The organism is Paenibacillus arenilitoris (assembly GCF_014705655.1).
GTDB lineage: Bacteria > Bacillota > Bacilli > Paenibacillales > Paenibacillaceae > Pristimantibacillus > Pristimantibacillus arenilitoris.
The window spans coordinates 393,256-411,444 of sequence record NZ_JACXIY010000001.1; the positions used below are offsets into that span (position 1 = coordinate 393,256).

Here is an 18,189-nt window from a genome sequence, read left to right on the forward strand (position 1 = left end):
CCGAACTTTCGCGCTGGTCGTTCCGGCGTCGATTGGGACCGCTTGCAACCCAATAAGGAGGAACAGATCGGCAATGAGAGAGAAGGGGCTATTTCGATTTACTTTATTGCTAGTGTTATTGGCGGCGCTGCTGGCGGGCTGCAGCAGCAACGGCGCGAAGGCGCCGGCGGACGAGGGCGCTTCGAACGCGCCGGCCGAGACGGACGGGGGAGAAGACGCGGAAGGAAACGAGCCGATCAACTTTACTTTTTTTGACCGCAACGTCGGCGATTCGTTCGACAATCCGGTCGCGAAGAAAATTACGGAGAAGACCGGCGTTTCCCTGGAAATCCAGCAGCCGACCGGCAATCCGGCGGAGAAGCTGAACCTGATGCTGGCGAGCAACGACCTGCCGGACTTGATGGCGATCTCGCGCGGCGACATTCTCGACAAATACATCGCGGCCGGAGCGCTTATTCCGCTGAACGACCTGATCGACCAGTATGGCCCGAACATTAAGGAAATGTACGGCGACATGCTGAACAAGACGCGGCACACGGACGGCAAAAACTATTACCTGGCCAACTGGTACGGACTCGAGCAGTATCCGGTATTCGGCTTCATGATGCGCATGGACGTCATGAAGGAGCTCGGCGCAGGCGACAAAGCGACGAACGGCGAGCCGTTCACGGCGGAGGAGTTCGTCGCGCTGCTCAAAAATTACAAAGAGAAGGTTCCGACCGTCGACGGCAAACCGACGATCGCCATGACCTTCAACGGCGAGAACATGGGAGCGGTGTCCGGCACGTTCAAGGGCATGTTCGGCATGATGCCGTATTACGAAACGAACGGCGAGCTGAAAAGCGACGTCAGAGACCCGAAATATTTGGAAATGATCAAATTCGTCAACTCGCTGTACACGCAAGGTCTCATCGATCCGGAATGGGCGACGATCAAGACGCAGCAGTACGAGCAGAAGCTCGCATCGGGCACCGTATTCGCCGCGACGGACGCCTTCTGGAACCTGGGCAAGCCGAACACGGTGCTGAAGGAAGAAGCCGCGGATCCGTCCAAGCAGGACGAAAGCCAGTTTTACCCGTATAAGGTCATCGCGCCGGGCGTCGATCCCGCCAAGACGACCTTCGGACCGAAGAGCTCGCTCGGCTGGGACGGCATCGGCATCACGACTCAAAACGCCGATCCGGTTCGCGCGATCAAATTCCTCGATTTCCTCGCGAGCGAGGAAGGCCAATATTTGATGATGTGGGGCGTGGAAGGCGTTCACTGGGACATGAAAGACGGCAAGCACGTGCCTAGGCCTGAGGTGCTGGAAGGGTTCAAGAAGGACTGGGCCGGCTATTCGACGGAAACCGGCATCCGCAAGTGGACGTGGACGATCAAGAACGGACCGGGCTCCGACGGTACGCCTTACGACTTGATCGGCCGCTACGAGACGGATCCGGTATCCGCGCTGGCGATCCAAAACCTGGCGGATTCGTCGTTCGATACGGCCATCTATGACAATCTCGGCCCGAGCGGCGGCACGCCGGAGGCGATCATGCAGACGAAGGTCGGCGAGACGACGGCCAAATACTTCCCGAGAATGATCATGGCGCCTTCGGAGGCGGACGCGGTCAAGCTGTACGAGACGATGATGAAGGAACTGGAAGCGGCCGGCCTGCCGGCGCTCGAGAAAATTTATACGGAAAACTACAATAAACGGAAAGAGCTTTGGAATTAACGACCATTGCACGAGGTGACCGGAATGCCGATTATCGTTCATGAAGACAAGAAGCTATTCGAATTGGAAACCGCACGAACCTCTTACGTGTTCGGAGTGAATGAGAAAGGGATTCTTCAGCATCTGTACTGGGGCGAGAAGGTCGCGGCGCTTGATTGCGCCCGCCTTCTCGTCTCCCGCTCCCACAGCTCCTTCGACGCCGAGTTGGATCGCGAATGCGAGGAATTCAGCTTCTGGGGCGGCGCGTTCTACGGCGAGCCGAGCTTGAAGGCGCAGTTCGCCGATCAGGTGAGGGATCTGCGGATGGTCTATGCGGGCGCCAGACTCGATACGATCGAAGGACGGGAAAGCCTGATCGTCACATTCAAGGACGCTTATTACCCGCTGCGCGTCAATTTGGTTTACCGGATCGTTCCGGAGCTCGACCTGATCGAACGATACGCCGAAGCCGCCAATACGGGCGAGGACGACATCGTGCTCGAATCGTTCCAGTCGGCGGCCTGGACGATGCCGCATATGCCGCAGACCCGGATGACGCACGTGGCGGGCAGCTGGGCGGGCGAATACCAGCTGCGGGAAACGTCGCTCTCCGAGGGGAAGAAGACGATCGAGTCGCGGCGCGGCTTCACCGGCCCGCATGCGAATCCGTGGTTCGCGATCGACGACGGCGGAGCGACCGAGTCGGGAGGCGACGTCTGGTACGGCGCGCTCGGCTGGAGCGGGAACTGGAAGATCGTCGCCGAGAAGAGGATTTTCGAGCATGTGCGCGTCACGGGCGGCATCCACGATTTCGACAGCCGGTGGCTGCTTATGCCGGGCGAGACGTTCCGGACGCCGATCTTCGTCGGCGGCTACAGCGCTTCGGGCTTCGGCTGCATGAGCCGAACCTTGCACCGCTATCAGCGCGAGCATGTTCTTCCGTCCTCCGCGAAGCGCAAGGTGCTGTACAATTCCTGGGAAGCGACGACGTTCGACGTGCGAGCGGACGAACAGATCGAGCTGGCGAAGAAGGCGGCCAGGATGGGCGTCGAGCGGTTCGTCGTCGACGACGGCTGGTTCGGGCAGCGTCACAGCGACCGCGCCGGGCTTGGCGATTGGTACGTCAACCCGGACAAGTTCCCGGATGGGCTGGATGCGCTGATCCGCGAGGTGAACGGCCTCGGCATGGATTTCGGCATCTGGGTCGAACCCGAATCGGTCAATCCGGACAGCGACCTGTTCCGGAGCCACCCGGACTGGGTATACCGGTTCCCGACCAGGGAAGGGACGCAGCTGCGGAATCAGCTGCTGCTCAATTTGGCCAAGCCCGAGGTGAAGCAATACATCATCGACTTCATGAACCGGCTGCTCGGCTCGCATCCGATCGCGTTCATTAAATGGGATATGAACCGGACGATTACGGAGCCGGGACTGGATGGCTTCCCGGCGGAGCGGCAGCGCGAAATATGGATCCGTCACGTACGAAGCCTATATGAGATTTGGGCGGAGCTGCGCGCGCAGTTCCCGCATGTCGAATTCGAGACCTGCGCGGGCGGCGGGGCGCGCATCGACTTCGGCATGCTGCGGTTCGCCGATCAAGCCTGGCCAAGCGACAATACCGACGCCTTCGACCGGCTTCGCATCCAGGAAGGCTTCTCTTACGTATACAGCCCGCAAATTATGATGTGCTGGGTGACCGACTCGCCCGCCGGGGTGAACGGCCGCCGGCTTCCCCTCTCGTTCCGGTTCCACAGCGCGATGACGGGGGCGCTCGGCATCGGCGGCAACTTGAAGGAATGGTCGGACGCCGAGATCGAGGAAGCGGCCGGTCATATCGCCGCCTATAAGGAAATCAGGCATCTCGTGCAGGGCGGCCGGCAGTACCGGCTTGCCTCGATCCGCCAATCTCCGCTGGCCGCGGTGCAGTACGTAAGCGAGGACCGCAGCGAAAGCGTCGTCTTCGCCTTCCTTCACGCCCAGCAGTTCGGCCGCGGTCGATCCCTGAAGCTGCAAGGGCTTGACGGAGGCCGGCTGTACGAGGTGGAAGGAGTCGCCGGCGAGACGCTCCGGCTGCACGGAAGCACCTTGATGAAGGCGGGCATTCCGCTTCCGTTGCGGGGCGATTTCGATAGCGTCATGATCCGATTAAGAAGCTAGAGGAGGAGAAGCATGAGCAGAACCGCTTTGAGAAGGGCGATGGCTTTTCTATTGATACTCGCGATGGGGGTTGTTATGCTGCCTGACGGTAGTTCCGCCGAATCTTCCGCCAAAGGGCATAAGGTGCAAGTCGAGAGGAAAAACGGGGTCGTAAAGGCCTCGAACGGACGCTACGCCTTCTCCTACGATCTGTCGACCGGTCTCGGCAGCTTAAGCTGGGGCGATCGGCAGGTGCTGCGAAACTTCCATTCCGGCTACAAGACATCCGGCGAGGGCGCGGCATTCCGCTCCACCGATCCGGCGGCGCGCACGGCCGAATGGAATAATCTCGCGAAGGACGGCTACGGCTCGGGCGGCGTAAAGCTGACGATCACGAACGCCTTGGCGAGCGGCTCGACAATCGTTTCGCATTTCTATTTCTACCCGAATAAGTCGTACGTGCTGACCGATATGCGCGTCGAGAGCGGAACCGGCCTCACGGTCGAGAAGCTCGAACCGGTCGCCTCCTCCTTCCTCGATATCGGGGCGGGCTCCGATAAGCGCATCTTCACGACGCCTTACACGAACAACTTCGACTTCGGCGTCGCTCCCGTCGACGATTTCGGCAACAGCCAGAACGGCGCCGACCGGTTCGAGGGCGAGCAGCTGAAGTGGGAGCCGTTCAACGGCATCAGCCACTGGGTCGCGGCGATGTTCGACAATACGGCGAAGCAGGGCTTCGTGGCCGGCGCCGCGACGGTGAAAAACTGGAAGAGCGCCCAGAAGCTCGGGGAAGCCGCGCAGCCGAACGGGCCGCTGTCCGCGTTCAGCATCTACAACTGGGGCGGCACGCAGAGCGGGAAGTCGGTCGCGTCCGACCGGTTTTTCCTCGGCTTTTACAGCGATTACCAGGCCGGGCTCGAGGAGTACGGCTCGGTATACAACATCGGCGAGCCGCGGATGGAATGGGAAGGCTCGGTCCCGATGGGCTACAACACGTATTACTCGCACTACGGCTACGCCTCGGCCGAAGCGATGTATCCGCTGGTCGACTACATGGCGGAGCATCTGAAGCCGCTCGGCTACGAATATTTCAATCTCGACGGCGGCTTCCAACCGGTCTCGGACCTGCCGTTCGACGACGGCATGCAGGCGTTCGCGGATTACGTGCATGACAAAGGGCTCAAGGTCGGCGGCTACCAGACGCCGTTCACGATCTACGACGCCTGGCTCGACCTGCCGATTCCGGGCACGGACTACAATCACCGGGATATTTCGCTGCGGGACGAGAACGGGGAGCTGATCCGGACGTACCTCGGCACGTACGCGATGGACATTACGCATCCGGCGGCCAAGGTAGCGCTGAAAAACGCGATCCAGAAGTATATCGATTGGGGCTTCGACTACTTGAAGCTGGACTTCATCGACATGGGCATGTACGACGGGAAGCGGTACGATCCGTCGGTTAACGGCGTCCAGGCTTACCGGATCGGGATGGGCATTATCCGCGACGCGGTGCTCGCCTCGGGCCGTCCGATCTATATCAACGAATCGATCGCGCCGCTGCTGCCGGCCGCGTTCGCGCACGGCAGACGATCGGCTTGCGACACGACGATCGGCGTCGACGGCTATTCCGGCATCGAACGGCAGGCGTTCAACACGGCGGCTTCCTGGTGGACGAACGGCACGCTCTACGAATACAACGATCCCGACATGATCATGCCGGAAAATTTCGCTCAAGGCTTCTGGTACAAATACAGCCAAAGCGAGGGCAAGCTGCTGGCGACGACCGTCGCGATGGGCGGCGGCCACTGGCTGGCGGGCGACAACTTCCCGTTCCTGTCGGAGGAGCGGATGGACGTCCTCGAGAACGAGAAGCTGCTCGCGCTCGTCCAGGGAGGCAAGGCCGCGAAGCCGGTCGATCTGCCGAACGTGTATCACCAAGGGGAGCGCTCGCCGGCCGTCGTTTACTTGACCGCGGACAACGGCGACGTCTTCGTCGGATTGTCGAACTGGAACATGAAGGAAGAGAAGCGGCTTACGGTCAACTTCGCCGATCTTGGCCTCAATCCGCACGCCAAGCATACGCTGAAGGAGCTGTACACCGGCAAGTCGCTCGGCAAGGCGTCGGGACAATTCGCCTATACGCTGCCGCGCGGCGGAACGGCCATCATTCAAGTGTCCAAGGGCGGACCGGGCGGCGGCGGCCAAGCGCCGGTTAATCTCGCGCTCGGCAAGCAGGCGGCGGTATCCTCTACCTGGAGCGATGCGGGGTACGAGGCGGACAAATTGACGGACGGCCTGCTGTCCACGAGATGGAGCGCCGCCGAAGGGCAGCTGAACGACCAGTGGGCGGAGATCGATTTCGGCGCCGAGACGCAGGTGAACCGGGTCGCGATCAAGGAACACAAGGGCGACTATTTCCAAATCGCGAACTACGCGCTTCAATATTGGGACGGGGCGAAGTACGCGGATCTGACGAAGGGCTTTACGGTCGGGGACAACAAAGTCATTAACTTCGATACGGTGACGACGTCCAAAATCAGGCTGTTCATGAAGTCGAGCTACATCATTCCGTCCATCGAAGAGATCGAGGCCTATTACGTCGAAGGAAACGGCGGGCCGGTCATCGATCAGGACAACAGCCATTCGCCTTACGGCAGCTATTCGGACATCCGCGCGGGCGTGCAGCGGATGCAGACGTTCAAGCTGAACGACGGCAGCCTGCCGAAGCTGGACCTGTATATTTACGAGAGCTACGTGAACGCCGTGCCGGCCGACGCGTACTTCTTCGACATCGTCGTCCTGGACGAACAGGACAACCCGGAGGAGACGATCTTCACGGCCTCGCTGCCGCCTTACAACATACCGGGCAGCGTCAGCCCGTATTCAATTTATCCGCGGCTGACGAATCTCGATACGTCGAAGAAATACGCCTTCATCCTCCGTTCGCCGAAGTCGCTCATGACCGAAACGACGGACAACAACTACGGATTCGCTTACAGCGACGCCAATCCGTACGCGGACGGCTACGAACGGCTGTCCTTGGACGGCGGCAAGACGTGGACGACGGAAAACAACGGCGGGCGCGATTTGATTTTCACCGTCTATACAAGCGCCAGCGGGAATTAGGCGGTACCGGCTGCGGTCGATGCGATGCATCGGCCGCTTTGTCGCCGCAAGACATCGAAACGAACAAAAACGGAGGCGATGATCCATTATGCTGCAAGTGACCGAAACGAGCCATATCGGCTTTCCATCCATTACCGTCCGCACGAAGCATTACGAAGTGTCGGCTGTGCCCGGCATCGGCGGACGCATCGCGGCGTTCGGGGCGAACGGAGTGAACTTGCTCTATCGGAACGAGAGTCTGGCCGGGTATCGTCCCGCCTACGAGGCCGCGAACGCGGACGAGATGCGCGCGCTGCGCGAGCGGGGGCCGATTCTGCTGTACGGCGGCGAGAAAACTTGGCTCGCCCCGCAGGCCGATTGGGGCGGCTGTCCATACGCCGATCTGGACCACGGGGAGTATGAGCTGCGGACGGAGCGCGAAGGCGACGCGGTTCGGCTCGTGCTGACGAGTCCCGTATGCCGCGAAACCCGGCTGCAAATTATAAGGACCATCACGTGCGCCGACGATGATCCGCGAATGGAGATCGAGCAGAGGCTGGTCAACCATGGAACGGCTGCGGTTACGAAAGGGTTGTGGCAGGTGACGATGCTGAACCGGGACGGCATCGTGGACGTTCCGGACGGCGAGGGGGTCAAGGCGGAGCGTCCGGTGCCGATGCTGCGCGCGGAGAACGCGCCCGCCGCGCGGGAAGCGGGAGGATGGCGGCTGAAGCTGGGCGACAATACGCTGTTCAAGCTGGGCTTCATGACGGACGCCGGACAGACGGCCGCCCGGCACACGGGTCCGGACGGCGAGCGGTATACGCTTGTGAAGACGTTCGACGTGGCGGCGGATCGAGCCTATCCGCATCATACGGTCGTCGAAGTGTACAACGCCGAAGAATATCCTTATTACGAGCTTGAGGTCCACAGCCCCGCTTATACGCTGCAGCCGGGAGAGAGCGCCGCATTCACGGTTCGGTGGGAGCTTCTGCGCCCTTATTATCCCGCGTGAGCGACCGGCGGAACTGCCCGGGAGTCATACCCATTTGCTTGCGGAACACCCGGTTGAAGAAGCTGATGTCCTGGAAGCCCGAGTCGTAGGCCGCGTGGACGACCTTCGTGCGCGGATCCTGCAGCAGCCGGCAGGCGTGACGGATTTGGAGGGAATGCTTGTAATCGATAAAGGTCATGCCCGTCGCTTTTTTGAATTTCGCCGTGAACGACGAGACGCTCATCCCGCAAGATTGGCTAAGCTGCGCGAGCGTCAACGGCCGAACGTAATGCTGCCCGATGAAGTGCAGGATGGAATCCATGCCTTCCTCCTGCAGGAGCGGGACGCCCGCCTTGTTGCCGTTGTCTTCGTGGAAGCGGCTCAATTGGACGAGACATTCGATCAGCGCCGTCTTGATAACGAGCCGGTAGCCGGCCCGTTTGCCGGCCCATTCGTCGTGCATTTTCCGTAGAAGCGCTTCCATTAGCTGCTGCTGATGAACGTTCAGCGACAGATACGGGACGAAGGCGGCGTTCTTCCTCAGGAAAGGGGCCAGGTAGAAATAGTCGATAAAAGCCGGAATTTGCAGCAGGACGTCAAGCTCCTTCCGAAGCAGCCGCTTATCGAACAACAGATTATAGACGACGGAATCTTCCCGGCCCGCGCCGACATAGCCGTGATAAGTCTGCGGCTCGATGACGAAGACGTCGCCCGTCGCCAGGACGCTGCGCCGCTCCGGCATGTCGTGCATCGCGCCTCCTTTCAACACATAGACGAATTCCACGAATTCGTGGGCGTGCACCGGGACGACCCCGTCTTGTTTAATGGGGCAGCGATGAATATGGAACGGAAAGTCCCCATCCTCGAAATACGCTTCTCCTTTTAGAACGGACACTTGTGACGCGCCTCCTTCCCCGTTAAGTTGAATGATAGAAAGATTTTGACGGAAAAGCAAATCGAAATTTAGCCGGATAAACGTATGAACTTGAAAAGGAAGGAAGTGATAAAGTATACTTAACGGTGAAACGGGGGGAGCCATATGAAAGCTGATAAAACACCGATGTATCAAACGATCGTAGAAGACTTGAAACAAAAAATAAGCTCGGGCGCTTATTCCTTGACCGAGCCGCTGCCAACGCAAATCGAATTCGCCAGAATTTACAATACGAGCGAAATTACGACGAGAAGGGCGCTTACCGAGCTCGCGGGCCAAGGCTACGTCTACCGCGTCCGCGGGAAGGGGACGTTCATCCGGCTCGAGCCGGACGGCAAGCCGATCGACAAGTCGCTCGCGCTGGAGCGCATTTATTTGGCCCATGCCTCCATCCCGCTGAGCATGTTCAACCATCGATTTTATGGCGATTTGGTAACCGGCATTTACGAAATATGCGAAGAGAACGGCATTTCGTTCCACATGTGGGACATCGGCGAGAAGGGAGTCCTTCCGGAGAAGGACGGCAAAACCGGCTTCGTGCTCCTGCCCGGCGCGCGCATGAACCCGGAAGTGCTTCGCCCGTGGAAGGAAGAGGAGCGGCGGCTCGTGACGGTTCACTTCTACTACCCGCATCTGCAAATCCCTTACGTCATCGTCGACAATTTAACGGGGGGGTTTCTCGCGACGCAGCATCTGCTCTCGCTCGGCCATCGCCGAATCGGGATCGTCCTGACCGGCAAATCGTTCCTGGAGATGAACCAGGAGTTCTCGCTGCGGCTGCAGGGCTACAGGCTGGCGCTGTCCCAGTATAACCTCGACTTCGATCCGGAGCTCGTCAGCTGCATCGAAGCGGACGAGGAGCTTGCCGAGATGGGGTATGCCGGCGCGAGGCAGCTGCTGTCCCTGCCGAACCCGCCGACGGCCATCTTCGTCACGAGCGATTACAAAGCCGTCGGCGCCATGCAGGCGGTCAAGGATTTGGGAATGTCCGTCCCGGGCGACGTCAGCGTCATCGGATACGACGACGTTATCGCGAGCCCATTTCTGGAACCGAGCCTTACGACGATTAACCAAAATACGCTGGCCGTCGGCCGCAGAGCCGCCGAGATGCTGCTGTTCAAATGGAAGCAGAACGACGGCGCGGCGTTGCTCAAGGACGAAATCGTTCCGAAGCTGATCGTGCGGGACAGCACGGCGGAATTTGACGCTTAATCGAATAGCCTTGCCCAAAAAAGATGCCGAAAGGCGTCTTATTTTTTTGCTTTTTATTTCGCCGAATATGCCGTATGATAAAAAAGTAATCTTTTTGTTATAAAAGTATACTTAATACTTTGACGGAAAGGGGAGAGTTTCATGAATCACGAGAATTGCACGGCGGCGACCGACGCGTTCGGAAGAAGACTGCCGGAGGCCGGCGGCATTACGCCGCGGGCAGGCCGGCAGGACCGGCATGTCGGCTTGTTTTATTTCCTGTGGCTCGGGCAGCATGGGACGGAAGGGCCCTTCGACAATACGCGAATTTTGCGGGAAGCGCCCGAAGCGGTTCGCGATCCCGATCATCCGCTCTGGGGTCCGGAGCAAAGCTTTCATTTCTGGGGGGAGCCGCTGTACGGCTATTACTTAAGCGACGATGCGTGGGTGCTCAGGAAGCACGTGCAGCTGCTGACGAGCGCAGGCGTCGATTTTCTCGTGTTCGACACGACGAATGCCGCGACCTATAGAACGGTTTACGAAGCGCTGCTTGCCGTATTGGAGGAATACCGCGCGCAGGGCTGGGACGTGCCGCGCGTCGCGTTCTACACGAACACGAAATCCGGCGAGACGGTCGGGCGCATCTACGACGATCTCTATAGAGAGGGCCGGTACCGGGAGCTGTGGTTCGAATGGGACGGCAAGCCGCTCATCATCGGCGATCCGGACGAATGCGCCGAAGAGCATCGGGCGTTCTTCACGTTCCGGAGAAGCCAATGGCCGTTCGAGGACGCGAAGACGAACGGATTCCCGTGGATCGAATTTTGCCGGCCGCAGCGGGTTTATCGCAACGAACGGGGCGAGAAGGAGATCGTGAGCGTGTCGGTGGCGCAGCACCCGAGCATCGCGATGAGCGACTCTCCCTTCTATGGCTACGGGGACAACTGGGGCAGAAGCTTTCACGCCGGCGAGCCGGATGCCGGGCCGGATGCGTCCTTGCGGGGCTTCAACATCGAGGAGCAATGGGCATTCGCGCTGCGGGAGGACCCGAAGATCGTGTTCGTGACGGGCTGGAACGAGTGGATCGCGATGCGCCTCCCCGGCGCGGCCGCAGACCGCCCGGTCCGGTTCGTCGATCAGGCGACGCTGGAGTTCAGCCGCGACATCGAGATGATGAAGGGAGGTTACGGAGACAGCTATTACTTGCAGCTGATCGCCTGGATCCGCCGCTTCAAGGGGCTTCCTCCGCAGCCGCGGCCAAGCGGGCAGACGACGATCGACCTTGCGGGTCCCTTCCGGAAGTGGGACGCCGTCTCGCCGGAATACCGCGATTTCGCCGGAGATACGGCGCATCGGGATCATGCGGGCTACGGCCGGCTGAGCTATACGAACGATTCGGGACGAAACGATCTGATCGCGATGAAGGTCGCGCGGGACGCGGACTACGTATACTTCTACGCGCGCACGGCAAGGCCGCTTACGCCGAGCGACGTTCCGGGCTGGATGATGCTGTTCATCCGGACGCGGGAGTCGGAAGGAAGCGGGACCGGCGAGCATTGGGACGGGTACCAATACGTCGTGAACCGGACGGTGAGAGGGGAGAACGCGACGGTGCTCGAACGAAGCCTTGGCGGCTGGAGCTGGGAAGCGGTGGCCGACGTTCCGTACCGGGCGGAAGGCGGCGAGCTGCAGCTGCGCGTGCCGCGCAAGCTGCTCGGACTGGCGGACGGCCCTCTCCGGCTGGGCTTTAAATGGGCGGACAACGCGGCCATGGACGGGGATCCGATGGACTTTTACGCGAGCGGCGACACCGCGCCGGAAGGCAGGCTTTATTTTATTTACGAGGCAAAGGAATAAAAAGGTTGAAAATTATCATATAAAGTATATAATTATATTTAAACGTATACGTAATATGCAGGTGCTTTGATGCGACCGAGGGGGGAAAGGCTTGGAACGACAGTGGCAAGCGTCGTGGATTTGGGCGGAGCACGGGGAGCCCGATCATAATATTTACGTTGAAGCAAGGAAAGCCTTCGAGCTCGATGACGCGAAGCGGCAAGCCGCGCTGCTGCACGTATCCGCGAACCAGCATTACAAGCTGTACGTCAACGGGACGGAGCTCGGCAGAGGTCCGTCCCCGGGCGATAACGATTGGCAGTATTACGATTCCTACGACGTGTCCGCGGCGCTTCGCCCGGGTCGGAATGCGATCGCCATCCTCGCTTTCAACTTCGGCGGCCAGGAGATCGTCACGCAGCAGATGCAAGGGCCGGGCGGTTTCATCGCCGAGCTCGAGACGGTGGCGGAGGACGGGACGTCCCGGATCGCGGAAGCTACGGACCGGAGCTGGAAGGCCCGCAGGTCCGAACGCTGGGTGAGGCAGGTCAGCCGCCAGCATCAGTGGAACGGCTTTCGGGAATTGTACTTTGCCGAGCAGGAGGACGGCTGGGAGTTAGCGGACTATGACGACTCGGATTGGCCGGGCGCCTTGGTCGCGGCTGCCGCATGCGATCCCGCCGGTCCGTGGCCGCGCCTCCTTCCGAGGGAAATTCCCAGACTTCGGGAAGAGTGGATAACGCCCGCGGCGGTGGTCGGCGCCGAACCGATGCTGGGCCGGATTTTATTTCCGGAAGCGCTTGCAGGCGGGGGCGGAGAACCGAAGGAGGGTGCTACGGTGCTTGACGCGGCGGTGCCCGGATCGATTCCGGCCGTAACGTACGATTTCGCCAAGGAGAGGGTCGGGTATACCGAGCTCGAGGTCGTGGCGCCGGAGGGCGGCGTGCTGCAGCTTCATTACGGCGAGTCGCTGGAGCTGGCGCTGTACGACACGTTCTTCCTTAAGAAGGGGCGCAACCGGCTATCGCCCTTCGGCAGGCGGGCGTTCCGCTTCCTGAAGCTGACGGCGCAGGCGGCGCCTGCCCCGGTTACCGTGGAGCGGCTTGGCGTCCGCTCGGTGCATTATCCGTTCCCGGCGAGCGGGACGTTCCGCTGCGAGGATCCGCTCCTCGAACGGATTTGGGATACCGGCCGTTATACGACGGTCGTGAACAGCCAGGAGCATCTGGAGGATTGCCCTCTGCGCGAAGGAGCGCTTTGGGTCGTGGACGCCATCGTCATGGGCAAGGTCATTTACCAGACGTTCGGCGACGCCAGGCTGCTTCGCAAATGCCTGCTGCAAGGGGCCAGAATTCAGAACGCGGACGGCTCGATCCCGGGCACCGGCCCGGAACGCAACGACTTCATGCTCCCGGACTTTTGCGCGCACTGGCTGTTCGGCGTCCGCGATTACTGGAGCTATACGAACGACGAGCCGTTCCTGCGCGAGGCATGGCCGGTCATCAGGCGGCTGACGGACTGGTTCGAGGCGCAGGAGGACGAGGACGGGTTGTTCGCCGGCGCCGACCGGAACGGCTGGTGGTGCTTTATCGACTGGGCTGATTATTTGGATAAGCGGGACCGGGTGACGGCCGTCTCCTGCTTCTACTACAAGCTGCTTCGTACCGTTGCGGCTATGTCCGCCGCCGCCGGCGACGAACCGTTCGGGATGCGGTGCGCGGCGAAGGCCGGGCGGCTTCGCGAAGCGATCCGGACGCAGCTCTGGCTGCCGGAGCTCGGCGCGTTCGTCGACTGCAAGACGGACGGCGGGCTGTCGGACAGCGTAACGGCGCAGACGAATTTTACGGCGATTTGGACCGGCGTCATGACGGACGAGGAGGCGGAGCGCTTTCTTGCGGAATCGTATTTTCAGGACCGCTGTCCGCCGATCAAAGGGGCGTTCTTCTACCATATCGTGCTGGAGACGCTGTACCGGTACGGATATGCGGAGCAGGCGCTGGACGCGATGCGGGCTTATTGGGGGGAGATGCTGGCGCGCGGCGCCACGACCTGGTGGGAAACGTTCGACCCGTCGACGCCTCGATGCACGGTGCCGAGTCCTTACCAAGGCAATACGCCGACCTATTTGGTCGATTATATCCCGGTGAGCTTCTGTCACGGGTGGGGGGCCGCCCCGACCTATCTGCTCACGCAGCGCCTGCTCGGGGTCGATGCAAGCCGGATCGGCAGCGGTGCCGTCGAGCTGAATCCGTACGCCTCCGGCAGGCTGGCATGGGCGGAGGGCGAGGTGCCGACGCCGTACGGAACGATACGCGCGCGATGGGAACGGCAGGATGGCGGCGCGGTCGCCTATGAGGCGGAGCTGCCGCAGGGACTAAGGTGGACGTCCTCGTTCCTGACTCAGATCGTCGAGGGCGAGTCGGAAGGAAAACGGACGGTGCGGGGCATCGTGACGGCCGACACGGTAAGCGGCTACAGCAAGCCATCGCCGGCGATCATATAGCCGTCCGAAGCGGGCCGTCCGTCCGAACGGGAGGTGAGGCGACAGAGGCCATGTTCCGAAATGTATGCGCTTTAACGCTTTTTTGAAGGTGTGGCAGCCTATGAAAAGAAGGAGAGGTCAACGCATGAAAAATAAGAGAGTACTGCCCTTATTGCTTGCCTTGCTGTTAATGGCTTCCTTGATCGCCGCATGTACGAATTCGGGCAACGACGCGCCTCCGGCCGGCGAGCCGTCGGAGCCTCCGGCCGAAGAGCAGAAGGGCGAGGAGCCGGATCCGGCCGAGGCGGAGCTGGAAGGAACGATCCGGATCTCATTGCCGAACGGTTCGGCCTCCGTCTGGAACGCGATCGGGGAGAGCTACATGGCGAAGCGCCCGAAGGTGAAGGTCGTCGTCGATCATAAGCCGCTGGAAGGCTACAAGGAATGGCTGACGGCCCAATTCGCGGCGGGCACGCCGGACGTCGATCTCGTCGTCTCGAACGAAGTGCTGGCGCTTCACGAGAATAAGAGCTTCGTCGATATGTACCCGTTCTTCGAGAAGGATAACCCGTACACCTGGAAGAAGTGGAAGGACTCCCTCGATCTCGACGCGATGGGCATTAACTTGTCCGGCGTCGGCGCCGACGATCACCTGTACATGCTCAATTTCGAATCGGTGCAGATCGTATGGGTGTACAACAAGGAAATTTTCGCGAAGGTCGGCGTGAACGAGGCGCCGAAGACGTTCAACGAGCTGATCGCGGCGTTCGACAAAATCGAAGCCGCCGGCTACACGCCGCTCGCGCTCGCCGGCAACTCCAACTCGATGTGGAGCGGCCAGGCCGGATGGCTCGTGCGCATCTACGCGGACCAGTACATGAGGGATTCCATCAACGTCATCCGCTCGCAGCAGGAGGATTACACGTACTTGCCGGAAGTGGACGACGCGTGGACGTACGATTTGAACAATGCGTACAACGACTCCAACAGCCAAGTGACCAAGAACGATCTTCGGGTGTACAAGGCGATTAAGGATAAAGAAGGCCCGTACAAGGTGGACGGCAACCCGAAATGGTCGGCATTCATGGAAAATTTGAAAAAGCTGTTCCAATATACGCCGGACGGATTTTTCGGCGTCAACGACGAGCAGGCGTACAGCCTGTTCCTGACGGGCAAAGCCGCCACGATGATGGGAACGCCGGGCTCCTATTGGCAGCTGCCGAAGGATTTTGCCGATGAAACGAAAACGGGCGCGACGGGCGGCATCAAGCCGTTCGAATACGGGTTCTTCAACATGCCGTCGATGGAAGGGCCGGAAGTGATGGCGCCCGCGCGGACGATCCACATTCCGATCGGCTTCTACAGCTTCGTGGCGAAGGACGCGAAGCAGACGGAGCTCGACATGGACTTCATGATGTACGTCACGAGCCCCGAAGGCTACAAAGTGTACCTTACCGCCATCCAGAACAGCACCGACGCGGCGTTGTCCGGCGCACCGGCGCTGAAGGACATCGAGCTCCCGGCCGAAATGGCCGGCGCGTTCGCGAACTTCGACCCGATCGGCAATACCGAAGGCTTCCCGAGCGCGGCGAATTCGCTTGCCCGGGGCGTATGGGATTATCAGCCGTCCGTGCAGGACTGGGTCGGTCTCGTGCAGCGCTACTTCGGCGATCAGATTACGACGGAGCAATATTTGAAGGAATACCAAGCGGTCGTCGACAAATATTTGGAGCCTTCCTTGAAGGAGAAGAAGCTGGAGCTGTCCGATCTGGACAATCCGGAGCGCAGGCCGCCCGAACGCAGCTGACGAGCGGCGGCAAGCCCGTGCGGGGCCGCCCGCACGGGATCTATTCGCACAATCGAAGGGGGAGCGGAGATGTCGTTACGCAGCAGGATCGCGGTTTTTATGATGTGTGCGTTCATATGCACCGGCTTCTTGCCTATGGAAACGGCTTTAGGTAACGCGCAATGGACGCTGGACGAACCGGACAATATTACCTCCTTATCCGTTTCCGAGGACGGGTCGCGAATCGCGGTCGGCAGCTACGGCGCCAAAGCCTATTCCTTCACGGCCGAAGGACAATTGCAGTTCGCGCTTGAAGCCGGGAACGTCGTCACCGGCGTCGCCATGCTGTCGGACGGGTCGCTGCTGGCCGCCTCCGACGACCGCCATTTGTACAAGGCGGACGAACAAGGCAGGCTGCAGTGGGACCTTAACGTCAAGCGGCAGGTGAAGGGCGTGTCCGCCTCGCATGACGGCTCGGTCGCGGCCTATATCGTCCAAGGGTCCACGAACGTCGCGTTCATCGATGCGGAGACGGGCGAGACGATACGCGAAACGGATATCGGCATCGCGCCGAAGCGGATTCGGGTCGCGCCGAGCGGCAGCTTTACCGCTGCGGGCGCGACGGATCAATATGTTTATTTGATCGACGCAGACGGGGGTATCGTTCGGAAGATGGGCGTCACCGGGACGGTGGAAGCGGTCGCGGCCGCGGAAGACGGCTCCGTCGCGGTCGGCACCTCGAAGAACGAGGTCGTCCTGTTCGACGCGGATGGCCGGGAAGCCGGCAGCTACCCGGTGAAGGACGCCGTCACCGACGTGGACGTCTCGGGGGACGGGTCGTACGTCGCCGTATCCGATTACCTCGGCGGCATTTACGTATTCGCCAGGGAAGGCAAGCTTCTCTGGACGACGGAGGTCGACGGCGCCGGCCGGGCGGTCGCGTTCAACAAGGACGCCACGGCGCTGTACGCGGGCACCGGCAGCGGGACGCTGCACGCCTACGACGTATCCGAAGCGATCGCGAGCGCGGAGAGCGGCGCCGTCGTGAGGACCGTCGCGTGGACCATAGCCGCCGCCCTGGCGCTGGCGCTGCTCATCCTCGGGCTCTTATGGATGAAGAGAAGGCGGAAGCTCGGCGTCTTACGGGACGTATGGCGAGCGAAGTACATCTATCTGGCGTTGCTGCCGACGTTCGCCCTCGTCTTCGTTTTCCTGTATTACCCTGCCTCGTCGGGGCTGTTCCACTCGCTCTACGATTGGAATCCGGGCGGCAGGACGACGTTCGTCGGGCTTGCCAATTTCGAGCGGATGCTGAGCGATCCGTACGTGACGAAGGGAATCGGCAACCTCGGCTTGCTGATCGTGACCGGACTTGCCAAAACGCTCATTCCGCCGCTGATCGTCGCGGAGCTCATCTACCATCTGAGAAGCAAAAAAACGCAGTACTGGTACCGGACGGCGTTCGTCGCATCGATGGTCATCCCGGCGGTCGCCGGACTGTTGATCTGGCAAAACCTGTACGACCCGAACGTAGGACTGTTCAACAAGCTGCTGGCCTTCGCCGGCCTGCCCGGCCACGCCTGGCTCGGCGATCCGGATACGGCGCTTTGGGCCATTATTTTCATCGGCTTTCCGTTTATCGGCATCCTGCAGCTGCTCGTCTTCTACTCGGGCCTGCTGGCCATTCCGGACGAGTTGATCGAATCGGCGAGAATCGACGGAGCGGGCCTGTGGCGCATTATCCGCTCGATCCATCTGCCGCTGCTGGCGGGCCAGTTCAAGCTGCTGATCATCCTGTCGCTGATCGGCATTATTCAAGACTTCGGCGGCATCCTGATCGTGACGGGCGGCGGACCGATGGATTCGACATACGTGCCGGCGCTCCAAATGTACTACGCGGCGACCATCTTCAACGACCTCGGGTACGCTTCCGCGCTGGGCGTGGCGATGTTCCTGATCATTCTGATCATTACCGTCATCAATATGAAATTCCTTAAAACGACGCACGACTGAAGGAGGC

The 18,189-nt window shown here is 60.6% G+C and carries 10 protein-coding genes; 9 read left to right on the forward strand and 1 reads right to left on the reverse strand.

All coding sequences use genetic code 11. The features are described from left to right. Positions 1-73: 73 nt before the first annotated feature. From IDH41_RS01350 to IDH41_RS01365, 4 genes are all read left to right on the forward strand, one after another. Entirely contained in the window at positions 74-1,720 is a 1,647-nt protein-coding gene (locus tag IDH41_RS01350; RefSeq protein WP_190857559.1) for an ABC transporter substrate-binding protein, read from the forward strand. 24 nt (positions 1,721-1,744) lie between these two features. Next, a complete protein-coding gene (locus IDH41_RS01355) occupies positions 1,745-3,856 on the forward strand; it encodes an alpha-galactosidase (protein ID WP_190857561.1) in 2,112 nt (703 codons plus the stop codon). A 12-nt stretch (positions 3,857-3,868) separates the two neighbouring features. After that, entirely contained in the window at positions 3,869-6,967 is a 3,099-nt protein-coding gene (locus tag IDH41_RS01360; RefSeq protein ID WP_190857563.1) for a discoidin domain-containing protein, read from the forward strand. 88 nt (positions 6,968-7,055) lie between these two features. Further along, the gene (locus tag IDH41_RS01365) at positions 7,056-7,961 is read left to right on the forward strand and encodes a DUF4380 domain-containing protein (RefSeq protein WP_190857565.1); all 906 of its coding nucleotides are present in this window, start codon (positions 7,056-7,058) and stop codon (positions 7,959-7,961) included. On the opposite strand, the gene IDH41_RS01370 is transcribed toward IDH41_RS01365, so the two are convergent. Continuing rightward, positions 7,918-8,835, reverse strand: coding sequence for an AraC family transcriptional regulator (locus tag IDH41_RS01370; protein WP_190857567.1), 918 nt, complete (start codon positions 8,833-8,835; stop codon positions 7,918-7,920). The genes IDH41_RS01365 and IDH41_RS01370 overlap by 44 nt on opposite strands. A gap of 144 nt (positions 8,836-8,979) precedes the next feature. On the opposite strand from IDH41_RS01370, the gene IDH41_RS01375 reads away from it, so the two are divergent. From IDH41_RS01375 to IDH41_RS01395, 5 genes are all read left to right on the forward strand, one after another. Beyond that, positions 8,980-10,086 (forward strand): GntR family transcriptional regulator, encoded by a 1,107-nt coding sequence (locus tag IDH41_RS01375; RefSeq protein ID WP_190857568.1) that lies wholly within the window; start codon positions 8,980-8,982, stop codon positions 10,084-10,086. 141 nt (positions 10,087-10,227) lie between these two features. After that, positions 10,228-11,922 carry a hypothetical protein gene (locus IDH41_RS01380; protein ID WP_190857570.1) on the forward strand — a complete coding sequence of 565 codons (1,695 nt, stop codon included), beginning with the start codon at positions 10,228-10,230 and terminating at the stop codon, positions 11,920-11,922. 91 nt (positions 11,923-12,013) lie between these two features. Next, the gene (locus IDH41_RS01385) at positions 12,014-14,404 is read left to right on the forward strand and encodes an alpha-L-rhamnosidase-related protein (protein WP_190857573.1); all 2,391 of its coding nucleotides are present in this window, start codon (positions 12,014-12,016) and stop codon (positions 14,402-14,404) included. A 124-nt stretch (positions 14,405-14,528) separates the two neighbouring features. Continuing rightward, positions 14,529-16,190 carry an ABC transporter substrate-binding protein gene (locus tag IDH41_RS01390; protein ID WP_190857575.1) on the forward strand — a complete coding sequence of 554 codons (1,662 nt, stop codon included), beginning with the start codon at positions 14,529-14,531 and terminating at the stop codon, positions 16,188-16,190. Between the two features lie 69 nt (positions 16,191-16,259). Continuing rightward, positions 16,260-18,182: an ABC transporter permease subunit gene (locus IDH41_RS01395; protein ID WP_190857577.1), complete on the forward strand. Its 1,923-nt coding sequence runs from the start codon at positions 16,260-16,262 to the stop codon at positions 18,180-18,182. Positions 18,183-18,189 lie beyond the last annotated feature (7 nt).